At 66.1% G+C, this 18,734-nt stretch carries 15 protein-coding genes; all 15 read left to right on the forward strand.

The genetic code is table 11. The annotated features are described in order from the left end of the window. Positions 1-121: 121 nt before the first annotated feature. The 15 genes from CFE35_RS10505 to CFE35_RS10575 all read left to right on the forward strand — a co-directional run bounded on the left by CFE35_RS10505 (position 122) and on the right by CFE35_RS10575 (position 18,692). Positions 122-595: an Lrp/AsnC family transcriptional regulator gene (locus tag CFE35_RS10505; RefSeq protein WP_292930548.1), complete on the forward strand. Its 474-nt coding sequence runs from the start codon at positions 122-124 to the stop codon at positions 593-595. A 100-nt stretch (positions 596-695) separates the two neighbouring features. Further along, positions 696-1,904 (forward strand): CoA transferase, encoded by a 1,209-nt coding sequence (locus CFE35_RS10510; RefSeq protein WP_292930549.1) that lies wholly within the window; start codon positions 696-698, stop codon positions 1,902-1,904. Then, positions 1,901-3,148 carry an acetyl-CoA C-acetyltransferase gene (locus CFE35_RS10515; protein WP_292930550.1) on the forward strand — a complete coding sequence of 416 codons (1,248 nt, stop codon included), beginning with the start codon at positions 1,901-1,903 and terminating at the stop codon, positions 3,146-3,148. The genes CFE35_RS10510 and CFE35_RS10515 overlap by 4 nt, the downstream gene beginning before the upstream one ends. Position 3,149: 1 nt before the next feature. After that, entirely contained in the window at positions 3,150-4,736 is a 1,587-nt protein-coding gene (locus CFE35_RS10520; protein ID WP_292930551.1) for an acyl-CoA dehydrogenase family protein, read from the forward strand. After that, entirely contained in the window at positions 4,736-5,593 is an 858-nt protein-coding gene (locus tag CFE35_RS10525; RefSeq protein ID WP_292930552.1) for a hypothetical protein, read from the forward strand. The genes CFE35_RS10520 and CFE35_RS10525 overlap by 1 nt, the downstream gene beginning before the upstream one ends. After that, positions 5,590-6,531, forward strand: a complete 942-nt coding sequence (locus tag CFE35_RS10530; RefSeq protein ID WP_292930553.1) for an NAD(P)H-binding protein — start codon at positions 5,590-5,592, stop codon at positions 6,529-6,531. The genes CFE35_RS10525 and CFE35_RS10530 overlap by 4 nt, the downstream gene beginning before the upstream one ends. Further along, complete coding sequence (locus CFE35_RS10535; protein ID WP_292930554.1) at positions 6,531-7,460, forward strand: alpha/beta fold hydrolase; 930 nt, start codon at positions 6,531-6,533, stop codon at positions 7,458-7,460. The genes CFE35_RS10530 and CFE35_RS10535 overlap by 1 nt, the downstream gene beginning before the upstream one ends. A gap of 156 nt (positions 7,461-7,616) precedes the next feature. Continuing rightward, positions 7,617-10,592 (forward strand): TonB-dependent receptor, encoded by a 2,976-nt coding sequence (locus CFE35_RS10540; protein WP_292930555.1) that lies wholly within the window; start codon positions 7,617-7,619, stop codon positions 10,590-10,592. A gap of 109 nt (positions 10,593-10,701) precedes the next feature. Beyond that, entirely contained in the window at positions 10,702-12,222 is a 1,521-nt protein-coding gene (locus tag CFE35_RS10545; protein WP_292930556.1) for a tryptophan halogenase family protein, read from the forward strand. Further along, entirely contained in the window at positions 12,219-12,938 is a 720-nt protein-coding gene (locus CFE35_RS10550; RefSeq protein WP_292930557.1) for a SapC family protein, read from the forward strand. Before CFE35_RS10545 ends, CFE35_RS10550 begins: the two co-directional genes overlap by 4 nt. Next, a complete protein-coding gene (locus tag CFE35_RS10555) occupies positions 12,931-13,962 on the forward strand; it encodes a cupin-like domain-containing protein (protein WP_292930558.1) in 1,032 nt (343 codons plus the stop codon). The genes CFE35_RS10550 and CFE35_RS10555 overlap by 8 nt, the downstream gene beginning before the upstream one ends. Further along, on the forward strand, positions 13,959-15,461 hold the full coding sequence (locus tag CFE35_RS10560; protein WP_292930559.1) for a tryptophan halogenase family protein: 1,503 nt from the start codon (positions 13,959-13,961) through the stop codon (positions 15,459-15,461). The genes CFE35_RS10555 and CFE35_RS10560 overlap by 4 nt, the downstream gene beginning before the upstream one ends. Continuing rightward, positions 15,458-16,399 carry a glycoside hydrolase family 16 protein gene (locus CFE35_RS10565; RefSeq protein ID WP_292930560.1) on the forward strand — a complete coding sequence of 314 codons (942 nt, stop codon included), beginning with the start codon at positions 15,458-15,460 and terminating at the stop codon, positions 16,397-16,399. The genes CFE35_RS10560 and CFE35_RS10565 overlap by 4 nt, the downstream gene beginning before the upstream one ends. Before the next feature lie 3 nt (positions 16,400-16,402). Continuing rightward, complete coding sequence (locus tag CFE35_RS10570) at positions 16,403-17,467, forward strand: LacI family DNA-binding transcriptional regulator (protein ID WP_292930561.1); 1,065 nt, start codon at positions 16,403-16,405, stop codon at positions 17,465-17,467. Further along, positions 17,460-18,692 carry an MFS transporter gene (locus CFE35_RS10575; RefSeq protein WP_292930562.1) on the forward strand — a complete coding sequence of 411 codons (1,233 nt, stop codon included), beginning with the start codon at positions 17,460-17,462 and terminating at the stop codon, positions 18,690-18,692. The genes CFE35_RS10570 and CFE35_RS10575 overlap by 8 nt, the downstream gene beginning before the upstream one ends. The last annotated feature ends 42 nt before the right edge of the window (positions 18,693-18,734 follow it).

The following is an 18,734-nucleotide window of genomic DNA, read 5'->3' on the forward strand; positions in this document are numbered from 1 at the left end:
CCATCAGGGTGTGCTTGGCCAAAACATAGCGTGCGGCGCGAATTAGCCTATTGCGAAGTTTGCCTCGCACAGGCACAGATTTGGCACAATCTGCCAACTATGGCGCAATGAGTAAAAGATAATGCCAGATTATGATCTAGATGCGATTGACCGCAAGATCCTGCGCCGCCTGCAGCAGAACGGGCGGCTGACGAACCAGCAGCTGTGCGAGGATGTCGGCCTCAGCCCCAGCCCGTGCCTGCGCCGAGTGCGCGCGCTGGAGGAGCGGGGGATCATCACCGGCTATGTCGCGCTGGTCGAGCCTGAAGTGATCGGCCTGCCGGTCAATGCGTTCGTGCGCATCCGGCTCGATCAGCAGGACGATGCCCACCTCGAACGCTTCGAAAGTGCCGTCGCCGAATTTCCCGAAGTGATGGACTGCTATCTGATGACGGGCGAGGCCGACTATCAGCTGCGCGTCCTCGTCCCCTCGCTCGCCGCGTTCGAGGATTTCCTGCGCAAGCGCCTCACCCGAATCGCGGGCGTGGCGCAGGTGACGACGAGCTTTGCATTGCGTCCCATCGTCAACCGCACCGCGCTGCCAGTGCCCGACTAGCGCAGGATTCCAGCCCTCAGCCGCAGCTATCCCCTTGGCTTAACCGCTCGATTGATTACACGGTTGCACCAACCACAAGAAACGTCCTGAAAGCCCAGCCATGTACAATCTGCTCTCCGGCATCACGGTGATCGAGGTATCCTCGTTTGTCGCCTCGCCCACCATCGGGCTCTATCTCGCCCAGTTCGGGGCCGAAGTGATCCGCGTCGACCAGATCGGCGGCGGGCAGGATTTCAAGCGCTGGCCACTCACGCCGGAGGGCCATTCGCTCTCGTGGGAAAACCTCAACCGCGCCAAGAAGAGCGTCGCGCTCGATCTCACGAGCCGCGAGGGCCGCGCTATCCTGACGCAGCTGATCCAGAAAGTCGGCACGCTCGTCACCAACCTGCCCGTCGGCGGGTTCCTCGCGCATGAAAAGCTGGCGGCAGAGCGAGCGGACCTCATCACCGTGCGCGTCATGGGCTGGCCCGATGGCGCCATTGCGCTGGATTACACCGCCAACGCCGTCGTCGGCTATCCCGCGCTCACCGGCACGCTGGCCGATCCGTCGCCGGTCAATCATGTGCTGCCCGCGTGGGATCTCCTGACCGGGGCTTACGGCGCGTTCGCGCTCGTCTCCGCCATCCGCCGCCGCGAGCAGACCGGGCTGGGCGGCGAAGTGCGCCTGCCGCTCACCGATATCGCGATGGGCAGCGCCGCCAATCTCGGCCGCGTGGCTGAAGTGCTCCAGAACGGCGCAGACCGCGAGCGCCTCGGCAATGGGGTCTACGGCACCATCGGGCGCGATTTCGTTACCGCCGATGGGGTGCGCGTGATGATCGTCGCGATCAATGAACGCCAGTGGCAGGGCCTCGTCCGCGCGCTCGATCTGCAGTCGGGCCTCGCCGCACTGGAAGCCCGCCACGGCGTCTCCTTCACCGGCGACGACGGCGTGCGTTATCGTCACCGCGATGCGATCTACGCCTTGATCGAAGCCGCCATCGCGCCGCTGTCTCACGCCGCGCTCGGGGAAAAGCTGGATGCGAACGGCGTGACGCACGGCCCCTACAAGACGATGCCCGAAGCGGTGCAAGACCCCCGCCTTGTCAGCGCAAACCCGATGTTCCAGCACACGGCGGACAACCCCAGCGGCTTTGCCTATCCCGCTGCAGGCGCCTTCGCCACCTTCCCCGGCCTCGAACGCCTGACCCCGGCCCCGGCCCCCGTGCTCGGCGCCGATACGCGCGACGTTCTCGCCCGCCACCTCGCCCTTGATCCCCAAGCCATCGACCAGCTCTTTGAAGCCGGCATCGCAGGAACCCCCGCATGACCAAACTGACCCGCCCAAATCTTGTCAGGGCCGCTATCGTTGCCCCAATCCGCACCGCCGTCGGCAAGTTCGGTGGCAGCCTTGCCGACATGAACGCAGGCCAGCTTGGCGCGGTGATCCTCAAGGCGCTGATGGAGCGCACGAAGATCGACCCCTCGCGGGTTGACGACGTCGTGTTCTCGCAAGGCTACGGCAATGCCGAAGCCCCCGCCATCGGCCACTGGTCTTGGCTGGCGGCGGGCCTGCCCATCGAAGTCCCCGGCTACCAGCTTGATCGGCGCTGCGGCTCGGGCCTTCAGGCCGTCATCAATGCCGCGATGATGGTGCAGACCGGACAGTCCGACGTTGTCGTCGCGGGCGGCGTGGAATCGATGTCGAACGTGGAATACTACACCACCGAAGGGCGGCGCGGCACGCGCGCAGGCGGGCTCATGCTGCATGACCGGCTCACGCGCGGCCGCCTGATGTCGCAGCCGATCGAGCGGTTCGGCGTCATCACCGGCATGATCGAGACGGCCGAAAACCTTGCGCGCGATTATGGCATCACCCGCGAACAATGCGACGCCTTCGCCGTGCGCAGCCACCAGAACGCCGCCACGGCGTGGAAGAACGGCCTGTTCGATGATGAACTCGTCCCCGTCGCCATCCCGCAGAAGAAGGGCGATCCCAAGATCTTCGCGCACGATGAAGGCTACCGCGCGGATGCCACGATGGAGAGCCTTGGCGCGCTGAAGGCGCTGGAGGCCAAGACCATCCCCGGCGCGGTCGTCACCGCAGGCAATGCCAGCCAGCAGAACGATGCGGCTGCCGCCTGCCTTGTCGTCGCCGAACACAAGCTCGAGGAACTCGGCCTCGAACCCATCGCCTGGTTCCATTCGTGGGCCGCTGCGGGCTGCGACCCGGCGCGCATGGGCATCGGCCCGGTGCCTGCGGTAGAACGCCTGCTCGCGCGCTCCGGCCTTGGCTGGGGCGATATCGACGTGGTCGAACTCAACGAAGCTTTCGCCCCGCAGGCGCTCGCCTGCCTCAAGGGCTGGGGCTGGAGCGAGGACGACAGCCGCCGCGAGATCCTCAACGTCAATGGCTCGGGCATCTCGCTCGGCCACCCCATCGGCGCGACGGGCGGGCGCATCCTTGCCAACCTCACGCGCGAACTGGTGCGCCGGGATGGCCGCTATGGCCTTGAAACCATGTGCATCGGCGGCGGTCAGGGCATCGCCGCGGTGTTCGAGCGCGCGTCCTGATATGGACCTTCGCACGCCGCTCGAAGCGGCCATAACCTACCGCGAAGCTGCCCGAAGCGCGCTGGCGCAGCGCCTCGCCAACCGCCCGGTGGATGCGGAGCAGCGCGCCGCGCATGGATTTGCATGGATCGCCACCAGTGTCGCTGCGCTGGAAGCCGTCCATGCCTGGGCGGAGGCAGGCAGCAGCCCGCTCGACGTCCAGGTTGCGCAGCTCGCCTTTGCCGAAACGCTCGGCCAGCTGACCGGCGCGCTGCTGATGGGGCCGGCAGAAATGCTGCGCCCCGCAGACCTTGGCCTGACCGCCGAAGCGCGCGCGCTTGCCAATGCCGCCGCCCCGCTGCTCGATGCCGATATGGCGGAAACCCGGGCGGTGCTCGCCGCCGCACTGGCGGAAGGCCAATGGCCCAGCGAGACCTTCCACGATCCCGAACTCGATGAAATCCGCGCGCAGTTCCGCCGCTTCACCGATACCGAGATCATCCCCCACGCACACAAATGGCACCTCGCCAACACGCTGATCCCGGACGAGACGGTGCGTGCCATGGCCGATCTCGGCACGTTCGGCGTGTGCATCCCGGAGGAGTTTGGCGGGCTCGGCCTTGGCAAGCTCGTCATGTGCCTCGTCAGCGAGGAATTGTCGCGCGGGTGGATCGGCGCTGGCTCCTTGGGCACCCGCTCGGAAATCGCGGGCGAGCTTATCATGCTGGGCGGCACCGAAGCGCAGAAGGCGCACTGGCTGCCGCGCATCGCCAGCGGTGAGATGCTGCCGGTCGCCGTGTTCACCGAACCCGATGTCGGCTCCGACCTTGGCGCGCTCACCACGCGCGCCGCGCAGGATGCGAGCGGCGATTGGGTCATCCACGGCGCGAAGACGTGGATCACCCATGCCGCGCGTTCGGATGTGATGACGCTGCTCGTGCGCACGAAACCCGATACACCCGGCTATGCGGGCCTTTCCATGCTGCTCGTGCCCAAACCGCGCGGCACCGAGGAGACCCCTTTCCCCGCCGAGGGCATGACCGGCAGCGAAATCGAAGTGCTCGGCTATCGGGGCATGCGCGAATATGCGCTCCAGTTCGACGGGATGCGCGCGCCCGCCGATGCGCTGCTGGGGGGCAAGGAAGGCGCAGGCTTCAAGCAGCTGATGCAGACCTTCGAAGGTGCCCGTATCCAGACCGCCGCGCGCGCCGTCGGCGTGACGCGCCGCGCGCTGGAGCTGGGGCTGGACTACGCACTCCAGCGCAAGCAATTCGGGCAGGCGCTGATCGGCTTCCCGCGCGTGGCGGACAAGCTGGCGGTCATCCTCGCCGAATACGTCACCGCGCGCGAACTCTCCTACGCCGCTGCCCGCGCCAAGGACGCCGGCCGCCGCTGCGATATCGAGGCCGGCATGGCCAAGCTCCACGCCGCCCGCGCCGCATGGACCGCCGCCGACGCCGCGCTGCAGATCCACGGCGGCAATGGCTATGCGCTCGAATACGAGATCAGCCGCGTGCTGTGCGACGCGCGCATCCTCTCGATCTTCGAAGGCGCTGCGGAAATTCAGGCGCAAGTGATCGCGCGCGGCCTCATGGCGGGGCGTGGCTGATGGGCGATTACGCTGCATGGATCGGCCGCGAGGAGGTCCGCCGCGATCTGCTGACGCCCGGCCTGCTCGCCCGCTGGTGCGCCACGCTGGACCGCGAAGGACCCGCCGATGCCGCGCCGCAGGGCCTGCATTGGTGCCTGTGCGTGCCGGACGCGCCGACTGCTGCGCTGGGCCCAGATGGTCATCCGAAGCGTGATGACAGCCCCGGCAGCCTGCTCCCCCCGCTCCCGCTCGAACGCCGCATGTGGGCGGCGGGCGCAGTGGAGTTCCTGCACTCCATCGCCAGCGGTACGGCCATCGAACGCCGCACCCGCGTCCTCTCGATCACCGAAAAGCAGGGCGGCACCGGACCGCTCGTCTTTGCCGAACTGGCGCACGAGACCTTTGCGAACGATGCCCTCGCGTTGCGCGAAACGCAGACGCTGGTCTACCGCGATGCCCCGCCGCCCGGCAGCCCCCTCGCGCCGCCACCGCTCGGCGAAGGCCGCTTCGATTCAGGTGCATGGGATACAACGCGCGCGGTTCTGCCTACCCCTGCCCTCCTCTTCCGCTACTCCGCGCTCACCTTCAACACCCACCGCATCCACTACGACCAGCCCTACGCAACCGGAGTCGAAGGCTATCGCGGCCTTGTCGTCCATGGCCCGCTGATCGCCACGCTGCTGCTCGATCTGGCGCGCCGCACGCTCGGCAGCGAGGCCGCGCTGGCGGCCTTCAGCTTCCGCGCGGTTTCCCCCGCGATGGCGGACGAGCCGCTCCACCTCGCCATGCGGCGCGAAGGCGAAGGCCTTGTCCTTGCCGCCCACGCGGACGATGGCAGGCAGGTGATGGCCGCGAAAGCAACACCGGCGGCATGAGCCGGGTTGCTCTCATCGGCGCAACCGGCACCATCGGCCGGGCGGCGGCGGATGCGCTCGTTCAGGCTGGCCATGACGTTACCTGCATCGTCCGCAGCCCTGCCACTTTTCCCGGCGCGCTCACCCACATCGCGGATAGCGCTTCAATCGCGCGCGAAGGCTTCGGCGAACTGCGCTTCGACGCCGTTGTCTCCTGCATGGCCTCGCGCACCGGCGTTGCCAGCGATGCCTGGGCGATAGACCACAAGGCCCAAAGCCATGCCCTCGCCGCTGCCCGCAAGGCCGGGGCGGAGCATTTCGTGCTGCTGTCCGCGATCTGCGTGCAACGGCCGCGCCTTGCCTTCCAGCAAGCCAAGCTGGCGTTCGAGTCCGAGCTTGCCGCCTCGGGCCTGCGTTATTCCATCGTCCGCCCGACAGCGTTCTTCAAATCGCTCTCCGGCCAGCTTGGGCGGGTTCGCCAAGGCAAGCCGTTCCTGATTTTCGGCGATGGCACGCTCACCGCCTGCAAGCCGATCAGCAACCGCGATCTGGCGGCCTATATCGCCGCGTGCCTCACCGATCCGAAGCGGTGGAACACAGTGCTCCCCATCGGCGGCCCCGGCCCCGCGATCAGCCCGCGCGATCAGGGTGAGGCGCTGTTCGCGATGCTGGGCATGGAGCCCCGGTTCCGCTCTGTCCCGCCCGGCTTCCTTGGCGGCATCGCCGGTGCGCTTGGCGTCGCCGCCAAACTCATCCCCCCGCTCGCCGCCAAGGCCGAACTCGCCCGCATCGGACATTATTACGCGACGGAATCGATGCTCGTCCTCGATCCCGCGACAGGCCGCTACGACGCTGACCTCACGCCCGAAACCGGCACCGACACCTTGTTCGAGCACTACCGCGCCATCATCGCCGGCAAAGCCGCAGCGGACGCGCGCGGCGATCACGCGGTGTTTTGATGTTGCGCCGCATCCTGCGCTGGGCTGCCGCGCTGCTCTTCGCCGCCATCGCCGCGCTCGCGCTCTGGCTCTATGCCCCGGACAAACCCCGCGCCATGCTGGAGGCCGCCTATCCCGGCGAATACCGCCTGGTCCTCGGCCAGCGCCTGCGCCTGCTGGATACCGGGCCGCGCACTGGACCGCCGCTGATCCTGCTGCACGGCTTCGGCTCCAGCCTCGATACGTGGGAGCCTTGGGCCAAAGTGCTATCCCGCCAATACCGCGTGATCCGGCTCGATCTTCCGGGCTTCGGCCTCACCGGCCCTGATCCCACGGGCGATTATTCCGATACCCGCACCCTCGCGGTCCTTGCCGCGCTGATGGACCAGCTTGCCCTGCCCCGCGCCACCCTGATCGGCAATTCGCTCGGCGGCCGGTTCGCGTGGGAATTTGCGGCGCGCTATCCGCAGCGGGTCAGCCGCCTCGCGCTGATCTCGCCCGATGGCTTCGCCAGCCCCGGCTTCGAGTATGGCAAGGCTCCCGAAGTCCCGCTGCTGCTCGAACTCATGCCGTGGGTCGGCCCGCGCAGCCTGATCCGCGCCAATCTTGCCCCAGCATGGGCGCATCCCGAAGCGCTGCCGGATGCCGTGCTCGAACGCTACCGCGACATGCTGCTGGCCCCCGGTGTGCGGCGCGCGATCCTTGACCGCACGCGCCAGACGGTGCTGACCGATCCCGCGCCGCGCCTGCGCAGCATCACCGCGCCCACGCTACTGCTTTGGGGGACGCAGGACACGATGATCCCGCTCGGCAATGCGCAGGATTATCTGCGCCTGATGCCAAACGCGCGCCTCGTCCGCCTGCCCGGCATGGGCCATGTGCCGTTCGAGGAAAGCCCCGCGCAGGCCCTTCCCCCTCTGGAACGCTTCCTGGCCGAGCCCGCGCCCTGATCAATCCGGTGTGGCAAAAATGCCTATGATCCCGCGCAAAGCCCCTGGGGGCACCTTGACGAAGTGAACGTTCCCAGTTAGGTGAACGTTCACATTCGATACGCACATCGACTACTCAACCGGACAAAGTGCCGGAATTCAGGGGGAAGAATCGCCATGAACGCATCCCGAACGCCTGCCTATACGCGCCTCATGCTTGGCGCATCGGCAGCCGCTCTCGCACTCGCTGCGCAGCAGGCCCACGCTCAGGAAGCAGCGCCGCAGGCCACCGCCAGCGCTGACGCACCGGCAGACGCCATCGTCGTCACCGGCATCCGCGCCTCGCTCCGCAGCTCGATGAACATCAAGCGCACCGGCATCGGCGTGATCGACGCGATCTCGGCGGAAGACATCGGCAAGTTCCCGGATACCAACCTCGCTGAATCGCTCCAGCGCATCACCGGCGTCTCGATCGATCGCTCCAACGGCGAAGGTTCGACCGTGACGGTTCGCGGCTTCGGCCCGGACTACAACCTCGTCCTGCTCAATGGCCGCCAGATGCCTGCCTCCAGCCTCGGCGGCAGCAGCGGCGCGCCGGCTTCGCGCAGCTTCGATTTCGCCAACCTCGCCTCGGAAGCCGTTGCCGGCGTCGAAGTCTACAAGTCGGGCCGCGCCAGCCTCGCCACGGGCGGTATCGGCTCGGTCATCAACATCAAGACCCCGCGCCCGCTTGACCGGCCCGGCCTGCACGGCAGCATCGGTGCCAAGGCGCTGTATGATACCTCGGTGTTCGAAGGCGGCAAGGTGAAGCCCGAAGTCTCGGGCATCATCAGCGATACTTTCGCCGACGACCGTATCGGTATTGCGATCAGCGGCTCCTATCAGGATCGCCGCGCGAGCCAGGCCCAGTTCAATGCGGGCTGGCGCGAAGGCTACCTCGGCTATGAAAACAACTGGGGTTCGCTCCCGGTTGATGCCAACGACTGGCGCGGCAATTTCGCACGCACCGAAAACCGCCCCGGTCCGAACAGCACCTATCAGGTGACGCAGAACGCGGGCTACGATTTCAGCACCTTCCGCCGCAAGCGCATCAACGGTCAGGCTGTCGTGCAGGTGAAGCCGACCGATACGCTGGTCGCCACGGTCGACTACACTTTCTCGCAGAACACCATCGATTCGCGCACCAACAGCATCGGCGTGTGGTTCAACCACGATCAGACCAGCAGCAGCTGGACCGATGGCCCCGCCGCTGGCCCCAATTTCTATGCCGAGAGCTTTGGCCCGGGCAAGGATCTGGCGATCACCGGCGCGGTTGCGGCCAACCGTTCGCGCAACCAGTCGATCGGCGGCAACCTCAAGTGGGATGGCCCCGGCGGCCTGCGCCTCGAACTCGATGGCCACCACTCGACCGCTGAAAGCAAGCCGACCTCGCCTTACGGCACCGGCATTGCGGTGGGCAGCGCGATCTTCGGCGTGAAGAGCCAGAAGGTCGATTTCACCTCCGACATGCCGGTCATCTCGGTCGAGATGTATCCAGGCGCGGAAATCACCGCCGCCAACATCCGCCCCGCGGGCAACGCCTTCCGCACCGCCTACATGCGTGACGAGATCAACGAGATCGCGCTTCGCGGCGGCTACGATTTCGATGCCTCGTTCATCGACAGCCTCGATTTCGGCGCCACTTACACCGAAAACAAGGTGCGCTCGGCCTTCGGCGTGATCCAGAACGACAGCTGGGGCGGCACGCTTTCGGCAGCTGACACGCCAGATGATCTCTATTCGATCCGCGACCTGCCGAACGATCTGGCCGGCATGAACATATCGGGCAACGGGACCATCCCGAGCTATTTCAACATCAATACGCCCGCGCTGATCACACTGCTCAACGACAAGCTTGGCATCTGCGCCAGCGCCCCGGTCGCCGGAACCTGCATCGCCGATTTCAATACGGATCGATTTGTGCGCGAGCGGACGACTTCTGCTTACCTGCAGTCGACGCATACGTTCGATCTGGGCGAAGCGCCTTCGCACCTGCGGCTTGGTCTGCGCTATGAAAAGACCAAGGTCTTCTCCAGCTCAAAGGTACCGATCCCGACCGGCACCGTGTGGAGCGGGGGCAACGAAACCTCGATCATTTATGGCGGCAGTGGCGAGACCACCCGGCAGGGTGACTACGAAAACTGGCTTCCGGCCATCGATTTCGACATGTCGCCGGTCAAGAACGTGAAGTTCCGGGCGTCCTACAGCCACACGATCACCCGCCCGGACTATGAATCGCTGCAAGGCGGCCTTACGCTGGCCTCGCCGATCCGTGGCGGCACGAGCACGGCCTCGGTCGGCAATCCGAACCTGCTGCCCTACAAGTCGAAGGGCGTCGATATCTCGGCAGAATGGTACTATGGCCCATCGAGCTATATTTCGGTCGGCTTCTTCCACAAGGTGGTGAAGAACTACATCAGCAAGCCGCAGGTCAATCAACCTGCCTTCGGCCTGACTGACGCTGCTGCGGGCGACCGCGCCAAGGAAGCCCGTGCTGCTCTTGGTGCCGATGCAAATGCCACGTCGATCATGAACTATATCGGGAACAAGTATCCCGATACGGTGGCTGGCCGCGATGGCAATGGCAACGTGACCGGGATCAAGTCGCTCGCTGATGATCCGCTGGTGAATTTCATCACTACGGTTCCCGTCAACAGCGCGCAGAAGGCCCGCATCTGGGGCTGGGAATTTGCCGCCCAGCACAGCTTCTGGGATACCGGCTTCGGCGCCATCGTGAACTACACCGTGGTGCAGAGCGACACCAAGTTCGACAACACCTTGCGCTACACCGTGCCGCAATTCGCGGTCCTCGGTATCAGCAACAGCGCGAACGCGGTGCTGTTCTACGACAAGAAGGGCCTCCAGGCCCGCGTCGCCTACAACTGGCGTGCCGGGTTCCTCGGCGGTCAGGGCTTCGATCCGTACTACACCAATTCGTATGGCCAGTTCGACGTGAGCGCGAGCTACGAGATCAAGAAGGGCGTGACCGTCTTCGGCGAAGGGATCAACATCACCAACGCCGACCGCAAGGGCCACATGCGCAACGACCAGACCGTGTTCTTCGCGGCCCCCGGTTATGCGCGCTGGGCAGCGGGCGCACGCTTCTCCTTCTGACAGGTTCACGCCTGAACGAAGGTCTGCAATCGAGAGGGCCGCACTGCTCATAGCGGTGCGGCTCTTCTCTTTGGTCACACGGGCTAATCTGCGCTATGGTCGCCCTTCGATGAGCAATCCGGTTCAGCATATCGTCATCGTCGGCGGGGGCACTGCCGGATGGCTTTCGGCCTGCCTGCTCGCTGCGCGCTTGCCGGGCAAACGGATCACACTGGTCGAGGCACCCGATATCCCGACCATCGGCGTGGGCGAAGGCACCTGGCCAACGATGCGCGAAACCCTCGCCGCCATCGGCATTCCCGAAGCGGAATTCCTTGCCGAATGCGACGCCGCGTTCAAGCAAGGCTCGCGCTTCGATGGCTGGCGCGATGGTTCGGCTGAAGACAGTTACCTCCACCCCTTCACCGCCCCGCCGCCTGCCGAGATGCAGGCGCTTGCCGCTGCGTGGCAGGAAAACGGCAGCCAAGGCCCGTTTGCTGCGGCGATCACGGCGCAGCACGGCGTCTGCGCGGCCAACCTCGCGCCGCGCCAGCGCACCATGCCAGGCTACGCGGGCGCGCTCAATTATGGCTATCATCTCGATGCGGGCAAGTTCGCCGCGCTGCTGATGCGCCATGCGACCACCCGGCTTGGCGTGACGCATATTGCTGCAAGAGTCACCGGCATCGAGGCTGCAGCAAATGGCGATATTGCGGCCCTCATGCTGGAAGGGCGTGATCCGCTATCGGGCGATCTGTTCCTCGATTGCTCGGGGCAGGCAGCCCTGCTGATCAAGGGGCATTGCGGCGCTGGCTGGGTCGACCGCTCCGACATTTCCTTCAACGACCGCGCGCTGGCCGTGCAGGTTCCGGTTCGGCCAGGCAGCCCCATTGCTGCGCAAACCATCGGCACCGCGCATGAAGCGGGCTGGCTGTGGGATATCGGCCTGCCCACCCGGCGCGGGATCGGCTGCGTCTATGCCTCGCGCTTCCTTTCGGACGAGCGCGCCGAGGAAATCCTGCGCGGCTATATTGCAGCCAAAGTGCCCGGCGCGGATGTCGCCAGCCTCACCCCGCGCAAGCTCGCGTTCGCCACCGGCCACCGGGATCGGTTCTGGATCGGCAATTGCCTTGCCGTGGGCCTATCCGCCGGGTTCATCGAACCGCTGGAGGCTTCGGCCATCGTGCTGATCGAATTGTCGCTCAAGGCACTGGCGGACAACTTCCCGCAAAGCCGCGCCAGCATGGCTATCCACGCCGCGCGCTTCAACGAGTTGTTCCGCTACCGCTGGGACCGGATCGTGGAGTTCCTCAAGCTCCACTACGTGCCCAGCCAGCGCACCGAGCCCTATTGGCTGGCCCAGCGCGCGCCCGAGACGATCCCGCCGCGCCTTGCCGAATGCCTTGCCTTGTGGCGCGAACAGGCCCCCTCGGCGTGGGATTTCCCGCGCGTGGATGAAATGTTTCCCGCCGCCAGCCAGCAATATGTGCTGCACGGCATGGGCGTTCCCGTGCCGACCGGCAGCAGCGCCCCCGCGCCGCACGCCCGCCTCGCCGAAGTCACCGCCAAGGCCCGCGCGCTCACCGCCGCGCTGCCAACGGCGCGCGACTACCTCGACCGCCTTTCCGCGCCCACCAGGATTCCCGCATGAGCCAGCACAGCATCCTCAATCCCGCCGATCACGGCCAACTGCGCATCCACACCGAAGCGGGCGCGGAATATGGCGACGCCGTGATGGCCTGCCTCGCCATGCCCGCCGAATTCCGCGAAGTGCAGGCGCATTATCCCATCGTTTTCCGCCGCGATGCCGAAACCGGCAAACTCGCCGCGCTCGCCCTGTTCGGCTTCGAGGCGGGCGAGAACCTCTACCTGAATGGCAGCACGTGGGACGCGCGCTACCGTCCGATGGCCCACGCAGTGCAGCCCTTCCTGATCGGCCGTTCGGCAGAGGAAGGCGCGCCGCCGCAAGTCCATATCGACATGGCCCACGCGCGCATTTCCACCAGCGGTGAAGGCATGCGCGTGTTCGACGATGCAGGCGCGCCCACGCCCTATCTCGAAACCCTGGCCAACATGCTCGGCGATCTCGATTACGCATGGCACGAAAGCACTGCCTTCTTCGATGCGCTCGAAGCTTATGGACTCGTCGAACCGTTCAGCCTCGAAGTCACGCTCGACAATGGCGCAGTGCAGTCGCTCGTCGGCTTTCAGACCATCCACGAGGACCGCCTCGCCAGCCTCGACGGCGAAGCGCTCACGGACCTGATGAGCCACGGCCACCTCGCGCGTATTTACATGGTGCTGGCCAGCCTCGCGCAGTTCGGCAATCTCGTCGCGCGCAAGAACCGCAAGATTGCGCTTGGCTGAAGCCGACGCCTCGATCTTCGCCGCGATGCCTGCGGTGGAGGAGCGTATGGCGGGGGATGCCGCTGCGCTCGATGCGCTGCTCAAAGGTGCGCGCACGCCGTTCGTGATCCGCGGCCTCGCGCAAGCTTGGCCGCTGGTGCGCGCTGGCCTCGTGTCGGCCCGCGCCGCCCGCGCCTATCTCCTCGAACGCGCCCGCCCCGTTCCGTTCACCGTCTCCCTCGGCGAACCGGGCAAGGACGGCCGCCTGTTCTACGGCGCCGACATGGCAATGAATTTCCGTGAGGCGCGCGGCAAGCTGGCCGATGTGTTCACCGGGATGGACGCCAACGAAGGCCGCGCCGATGCGCCCGCGATCTACATGGGCTCGATCGACGTGCCTGCCCATTTCACGACCGTCGCGGCGGAAAACAGCATTGATCTGGGCACGCGCGAGCCCATCGTCAGCCTGTGGATCGGCACGCCCACCCGCATTGCCGCGCACAACGATTTTCCCGACAATCTCGCGATCTGCGCCGCGGGTCGCCGCCGCTTCACGCTGTTTCCGCCAGATCAGTTCGCCAATCTCCACCTCGGTCCCATCGACAACACGCCCGCAGGCCGCGCCGTCTCGATGGTCGATTTCCATGCGCCCGATCTTGATCTCCACCCCCGCTTCGCCGAGGCGCTGGGCCATGCGCAGGTCGCGGTGCTGGAGCCGGGCGACGCGCTGTTCATCCCCTCGATGTGGTGGCACCATGTGGAGGGCCTCGCCCCCTTCAACATCCTGATGAACTACTGGTGGCGCGATACGCCGCGTTGGCTGGGCCAGCCGCAGGACGCGCTCAACCACGCAATCCTTTCCATTCGCGATCTGCCCGCCGAAGACAAGGCAATCTGGCGCGCGCTGTTCGATCACTACGTCTTCGAAAATGGCCCCGAAGTCACCGCCCATATTCCCGAAGGCGGGCGCGGCATCCTCGGTCCGCTCGATCCCGCCGCCGCCGGACGCCTCCGTTCCTTCCTGCTCAGGACACTCAGCAAATGACCCAAGCAAGCACCAAGCGCCGCATCATCGTGGCTGGCGGCGGCACTGCCGGCTGGATGGCCGCCGCCGCACTCGCCCGCACGATGGGCGATGCCATCGAACTGACGCTGGTGGAATCCGATGCCATCGGCACCATCGGCGTCGGCGAAAGCACGATCCCGCCGCTGGTCGCCTACAACCGCCTGCTCGGCATTGCCGAGGCCGATTTCATGCGCGCCACGCAGGCCACCTTCAAGCTGGGCATCAATTTCGAGAACTGGCGGGTTGAGGGCGAAAACTACTTCCATTCCTTCGGCACCACCGGGCGCGATCACTGGAGCGCGGGCTTCCAGCACTTCTGGATGCACGGGCTGACCAAGGGCCACAAGGAAAGCTACGACGACTACTGCATCGAGCTTCAGGCCGCGATGAAGTCCAAGTTCGCGCACTTGCCGGACAACCGCATCAACTACGCCTATCAGCTCGATTCCAGCCTCTATGCGGTGTTCCTGCGCAAACTGGCCGAGGCCGATGGCTGCCGCCGCGTCGAAGGCAAGATTGCCGAAGTCGAGCTCAATCCCGAAACCGGCGACATCGCCGCGCTGCGCCTCGATTCCGGGCAGCGCCTTGAAGGCGATCTGTTCCTCGATTGCACGGGCTTTCGCGCGCTCCTCATGGAAGGCGCGCTGCATGTGGGGTACGATGACTGGAGCCACTGGCTGCCCTGCGATTCCGCCATCGCGGTGCAGACCGCAAGCGTCCGCGCGCCCATTCCCTACACCCGCGCCATCGCGCATGATGCGGGCTGGCAGTGGCGCATCCCGCTTCAGCACCGGCAGGGCAACGGCATCGTCTATTGCAGCCGCTACCTCTCGCAGGAGGCCGCGCAGGAGCGCCTGTTTGCCACGGTGGAGGGCGAGCGGCTGACCAAACCGAATGTGATCCGCTTCACCACCGGTGCGCGGCGCAAGCAGTGGCACCGCAATTGCGTGGCCATCGGGCTTTCGGGCGGGTTCATGGAGCCGCTGGAATCAACCTCGATCCACCTCATCCAGCGCGCGATCCTGCGCGTGATCCGGATGCTGCCCGCCGGCGAAATCAGCGCGCGCGATGTGGCTGAATTCAACGAGCAGCAGATGACCGACATGGAGCAGATCCGCGATTTCCTGATCCTCCACTACAAGGCGACCGACCGGCGCGACAGCCCGTTCTGGCGCCAGTGCGCGGCGATGGATATCCCCGACAGCCTGACGCACAAGATCGAACTGTTCCGCGAGACGGGCCGCGTGTTCCGCAAGAACGAGGAACTGTTCGTCGAAAACAGCTGGGTGCAGGTGATGATGGGTCAGGGCATCATGCCGAAGAGCTACCACCCCGTCGCCACCAAGCTCTCGGACGCGGAACTCGCCCATCTCCTCAAGGGCCTGCGCGAAAGCGTGGCCAAGACTGTCGCGGGCCTTCCCGATCATCATGCCTATGTTGCGCAATACTGCGGCGCGCAGGAAGCTCGCGCGGCATGATCGCTCGCCTTGTTCTGCTGGCCGCGCTGCTCACGCCCGTAGCCGCGCAGGCCGCGCCAAGCGGTCCCGGCTGGCAGCTCGTCTGGTCCGATGAATTCCGCGCGCCGAAGATCGACAAGACCAAGTGGAGCTTGGATGTCGATTGCTGGGGCGGCGGCAACGGCGAGCGCCAGTGCTACACCGGCCGCCTGCGCAACGCGCGCATCGCGCAAGGCAAGCTCGTCATCACGGCGCGGGCTGAGCGCACCACCGGCCCTGCGCTGCCTGCCAGCCAGCGCCCCGATCCCACGCAGCCGGGCGCGCTGGTCACGCGGGACTATTCCTCCGCGCGCCTCACCACGCGGGGCAAGGCTTCGTGGCGTTATGGCCGCATCGAAGTGCGCGCCAATCTCCCAGAAGGACAGGGCACCTGGCCCGCGATCTGGATGCTGCCCGAAGCGACCACGTATGGCACTTGGGCGGCATCGGGCGAAATCGACATTCTCGAAGCGGTCAATCTCGGCGTCCCCTGCGCGGCTTGCGCGGGCGGCAAGGAAGACACGATCCTCGGCACGCTCCATTTCGGCAAGCCATGGCCGGGCAACACCCACAAGGGCACCGAAGCCCACCATCCCGAAGTGCTCAAGGGCTACCATACCTATGCCATCGAATGGCAGCCGGATCAGATGATCTGGCAGATTGATGGCCAGACCTATGCCGTGCGCCAGCGCAGTGAATGGTGGACATCCGGCTCCGCTACCCCCGGCGCGCCGTTCGATCAGCCCTTCCACCTCATCCTCAATCTCGCGTTCGGCGGCGACCTTGCGGAGACGCGCGGCCTGAAGGGCGTGTCCAACACCAATTTTCCCAAGCGCTTCTTGATCGATTGGGTCCGCGTCTGGCAGAAGCCGCTTTTAACCGCCAGCATCGCGCCGGTGGACCAAGCAAGAGGCCAATAACGCATGGCGAGGCGGCGTCAGGCGGTCACGATCAGGCACGTTGCGGCGGATGTGGGCGTTTCGCTCCAGACGGTCAGCCGCGTCATCAATAACGAGCCGAACGTCCGCCCCGAACTGAAGGAGCGCGTGCAGGAGGCGATCACGCGCCTCGGCTACGTGCCTTCCATCGCCGCACAGCGGATGAGCGGCTCGCGCTCCTACCTGATCCTCGCCCTGAACGATCGCGACCGCACCATCGCCGATTGGCGCGCGCGGCAGGGCACCGACTGGGTCGATCAGATGCTGCTGGGCGGCATGCTGAAATGCGCCGAACACGGCTACCGGATGATCGTCGAACTGGTTGATACGCATAGCGATCACGTGGAGCGCGAACTGCTCGCCGCGGTGGCCGCGCTCCAGCCCGATGGCATCATCCTCACCCCGCCGCACTCGGATAATCCGCAGATCGTGGCGTGCCTTGCGCAGCAGCAAATTCCGTTCGCGCGGATCGGATCGAAGGCGCAGGATCGCGGCATGCCGATCCTGATGGACGATGAAGGTGCCGCCGCCGCCGCCACCCGCCACCTGATCGCGCGCGGGCATCGCCGGATCGGCTTCATTGCCGGTTCGCCCGATTACAACCTCAGCGGCTGGCGCATCGATGGCTGGAAGGCTGCGATGGCCGAAGCGGGCCTGCCTAGCGATGATCTCCTGCAAGCAGGCGATTTCACATACGTTTCGGGCGAGCGCGCCGCGCAGGCGCTGCTGGCCCTGCCTTCACCGCCCACCGCGATCATCGCCAGCAGCGATCAGATGACGCTGGCCGCGCTCGAAGTGGCGCGCAAGGCCGGGCTCGCCGTACCGCACGATCTCTCGCTCATCAGCTTTGACAACACGCCAATGATGCAGTTCACCCAGCCCCCACTGACCGCCATCGACCAGCCCATCGCCGCCACCGCCTCCAAGGCGGTCGAAATGATCATCGCCGCGCAGAAGGGCGAGCGCCTGCCCGAAGCGGTCACCGTGATCCCGGCCACGCTGGTCGAACGCGGTTCGGTCGCCGATGCCAGGCAAACCGTGAGTGCCTGACAAGCCGGGCGTTTCCGGCGAACCCGTCACCCGCCAGCCGCTATCCTTCCTCATGCTCTATGCGCTGGCATGGGCGGGCGGTTCGATTGCCTATGTCCCCTTCCTCACCATTCTCCTGCCGGTGCGGGTCGCCGCGCTGGCGCCGGGCGGGCCGGAGCAGGCGGTGCTGTGGCTCTCGGCCATCGCGTTTTGCGGCGCGATTGCGGCCAGCGTGGGCCATATCCTGTTCGGCTGGCTGAGCGACCTGACCAGAACGCGCCGCCCATGGGCCGCGCTCGGCCTTGCGCTGTCGTGCGGTCTCCTCCTTTTCGTGCCGCTGGCGCGGAGCCTTGAAGCCCTCATCCTGATCGTGGCGGCGTGGCAGCTCGGGCTCAACATGATGCTGGCCCCGCTTGCCGCGTGGGGCGCGGACTGTGTGCCCGATGGCCAGAAAGGCCTGCTCGGCGGCTTGCTGGCATTCGCGCCCGGCCTTGGCGCGCTGGCAGGAGCGCTGGTGACTGTTCCCGGCCTCGCTTCTGCCGATGGCCGCCTCGTGGTCGTCGCGCTGACTGTGGCGGCAGCCGTTCTGCCCGCGCTGCTGCTTGCCCCGCGCGCCGCGGCGGTTCAGCCTGCAACGCCCCTTGCACAAGCCGAGCAACCTCGCCGAAGCGCGGCACTGCGCCAGTCTGCCCTCAAGATGTGGGCCGCGCGGCTGCTGGTGCAAGTCGCCGAAGCCGCGCTGTTCTCGTTCCTTTACCTCTGGCTGCGCTCGATCGATCCGGCGGTCGAGGACTACCTCACGGCGCGCGTATTCAGCCTTGTCCTCGTACTCTCGGCTCCCGCCGCGCTGCTCGCGGGGCGCTGGGCAGACCGGCGCGGCCACCCGTTCCGCCCGCTCGTCGTCTGCACGCTCATCGCCCCGTTCGGGCTGGTCGGCATGGCGCTGGCACACAGTGTTGCGGCAGGCGTGGCGAGCTATGCCGTGTTCGGCTTCTCCACCTCGATCTTCCTCGCGCTGCATTCCGCGCAGACCTTGCGCACTTTGCCCGACAGCAATCGGCGCGGTCGCGATCTCGGCCTGTTCAATCTTACCAACACCATGCCGTCACTGGTGATGCCGTGGTTCACCCTCGCGCTGGTGCCGTGGTTCGGCTTCTCGGGGCTGTTCCTGCTGTTCGCGGCATTGGCGCTTGTTGCTGCCGTATTGCTGGCGGGGCTGCGCGAGTATCCGCTGGCCAAAAACTGATCGGCCCGCTTGATTTTGGTGGTTTCTCATGCGACGAGACAA

The organism is Novosphingobium sp. PASSN1 (assembly GCF_002278815.1).